General features: G+C 43.8%; 2 protein-coding genes. One reads left to right on the forward strand and one right to left on the reverse strand.

Translation table 11 applies throughout. The annotated features are described in order from the left end of the window. Nucleotides 1-889: 889 nt before the first annotated feature. The gene (gene argA / locus ACWVCM_RS00635; protein ID WP_455199759.1) at nt 890-2,212 is read left to right on the forward strand and encodes an amino-acid N-acetyltransferase; all 1,323 of its coding nucleotides are present in this window, start codon (nt 890-892) and stop codon (nt 2,210-2,212) included. Between the two features lie 20 nt (nt 2,213-2,232). Here argA and ACWVCM_RS00640 read toward each other — a convergent pair. Continuing rightward, nucleotides 2,233-2,932, reverse strand: a 700-nt coding sequence (locus ACWVCM_RS00640) for a hypothetical protein (protein WP_455199760.1), incomplete at its 5' end; no start/stop codon positions are given.

A 2,932-nucleotide genomic window follows, 5' to 3' on the forward strand; every position in this document is an offset into this window, starting at 1 on the left:
CCGGGAACATCTCCCAGAAAATAGCCCAGCCCGATTCCTATTAACTTACCCCAGTGAATCACTATCTTCCTCGCTTATTCTTACTTGTTTTTCTTCTGTTCTTACCTGTTGCTAAAGTCAATTAGCACTGTTTGTTTGTAACTCAAATTCCAGCCAGACGTTAATCAATTTTCTACCCAGCTACAGCTGATTACGCCTGTTAATAACTTCGTAAATCGCACAATAAAGCAGCACGAAAACGGCCATTTACAGATTTATTCCCTTAAAATTGAGAGTGTTAGAATTATTGTCAGGGGCGGGATCTTGAATCGGAAAGCGGATCCATGCTTTGCCGAAAATTTGTGAGGTGCAACTATCATTGCACCTCATAAGGTTCACTAAACAACCCGCATCGTTACTGTATTTTAACTACAATAGGCAGGGTAATTGTAGTAAAAGTTATTATTATGTAAACGATGTAACGCAGTTGCCCAGTTAATTAGAATTGTGCGTGAGAAACCAACATTACAAAAATACCCACACAGCAAACCGCATTAACAATAAAAGTTACTGAACGCTCCATTATATTTCCCCTCGATTGAGTTATTTATAATTTAGAAGTAAAACGGGCTGCTGATCCACAGCCTCCGGTATTATGCCATAAATTAAGCGTAAGGCTAGACCTACAAATTTATTAGTGCTTTTATCGAGTTGTTGTAAATACAAAGACTTATGTCTTAATATGGTGCTAACCACAGACTCGATAAGCATGGGTTGAATGAACTATTATTTGATTTTTCAATCAGTTATTTGAACTGGGTTTAACAGTCATAAGTAGCGCAAAATAGCGCGCTTGTCGATTTTTAACCAGCTGATTTACCTGAATAAAATATATTGCAGAGATGTAAAAATGTCTGAACAAAGCCAAAACCAGAATTTTGCCACGCTGTTCCGGAATTCCGCGCCTTATATCAATGCGTTTCGGAACCGAACTTTTGTGGTGGTTTTCAGTGGGGAGGCGTTATTAGCCGATAATTTCGATACACTGGTGCACGACTTCGCACTATTACACAGCCTGGGTATACGCCTGGTCCTGGTCTATGGAGCCAGACCCCAGATTAACCAGAGACTGAAACAACAGGAGCTGAGCACCCCATTACACAATAATGTACGCGTTACAGATGAACGTGCTTTGCAATGTGTCAAAGAAGCCGTTGGCAGTGTCAGGACCGATATTGAAGCATTATTATCCATGGGGCTCGCCAACTCCCCCATGGCGGGCGCAAGGTTACGAGTAACATCAGGCAACTTTGTTATCGCCAGACCCTATGGCGTCAGAGGTGGCGTTGATTATCACCATACCGGTGAGATCAGACGAATCGACGCGCCTGCCATCAATAAACAACTCGACGATGGTACCATTGTGTTGTTGTCACCGTTGGGCTACTCACCCACCGGAGAGATATTCAATGTCACCGCCGAAAGCGTTGCTACCGCAACGGCCACTGCATTAAACGCCCACAAATTGATTTATTTAACGGAAGGATTGCCAATCACTGATGATCAGCAACAGTCAGTGCGAGAGCTATCGGTACAAGCGGCTCAAAAATTACTGGAAAGCCATTCCGAATTAACCGAGGACATCAGGCGCATACTCTCAAGCGCTGTTCAGGTATGTCAACAAGGGGTTCGGCGCGTACATATCCTCGATCGTAAAAGTGATGGTGCATTGTTACAGGAATTGTTTACGCGTGATGGTGTGGGCACCCTGGTTAATAGTGACCACTATGAGGATACCAGGCCTGCGGTCATCGATGACGTACCCGGAATTCTGGAATTAATCAAACCACTGGAACAACAAGCAATACTGGTACGCCGTTCCCGTGAAAGACTGGAAATGGAAATAGACAGATTTTCCGTCGTAGAACGCGACGGCATGGTTGTCGCGTGCGCATCCCTTTACCCCTACGATAATTCAAGGGTGGCAGAACTTGCCTGTCTTGCTGTTCATCAGGATTATCAGAAACATGGTCGGGGTGATAGCCTGTTGTCATATATTGAAAATCAGGCAAAGCAACAGGGTATCGCGCAACTTTTTGTTCTCTCCACCCAAACCAGCCATTGGTTTCAGGAACGGGGATTCGTGGCATCGGAGCTGAGTGTGCTCCCTGTAGAAAAACAGGCGATGTACAACTACCAGAGAAATTCCAAGGTGTTTATTAAAACGCTCTAGACAGCTGATCAACAACCAGGCTATTCGGTGATCTGCAATGCATAAGTTCCATAACGACCTGCGGCGGCCGGCCTGCTGGAAGAGGAAGTCACTTCTACGTAGTAAGTACCCGTTATTTCTGGTATGAAGCTTAATTCCGAAGACAACATTTCATCATCGTTGTGGACACGACATGGATTATCGTACCTGCCACAGAACTCCGTACCGGGGCGATTATCATTCACCATTAGCTGTCCGTAAGTATCAAATACCGGATTTCCCGATGCATCCAGAATGCGTATATAGGTATCCGCGCCGTTACTAAGATTCACGGTTTCAATAAAATAGTTTCTGCCTTTTTCAGCATCGAAAGCAACCAGATCTCTATCACTACTCGTATTGCTATGATAGAGATAATGTGTTTCTGCATCACACAACAACACGAGCTCATCGCACACTGAGAGTTTACGAAATACTCCCAGAAAATTATCCATTTCAAATATATCTTTCTGGTAGAAAACTTTTCTATCATTAAATACTGTTTGTAACACCGCGAGCTCTTCAGAATCTGGAGCGCGTTGTGAAATCCATCCATCCCAAAACGTTTCCAGCGTTGCAGGAAGCGCTGTTCCTTTAGCCATATAATTTGCATAAGTGTCCCAGATGGCTTGCATTCCAAATTCGTTCATCAAACCTATCAGTATCTTGACTACTGCCACTTCACTGGAAGAATAGATATAG

Source organism: Kaarinaea lacus (assembly GCF_975902315.1).

What these genes read in the sequence shown, in the direction of transcription:
- argA (WP_455199759.1), top strand. Translation starts at nt 890, where the DNA reads ATGTCTGAACAAAGCCAAAACCAGAATTTTGCCACGCTGTTCCGGAAT.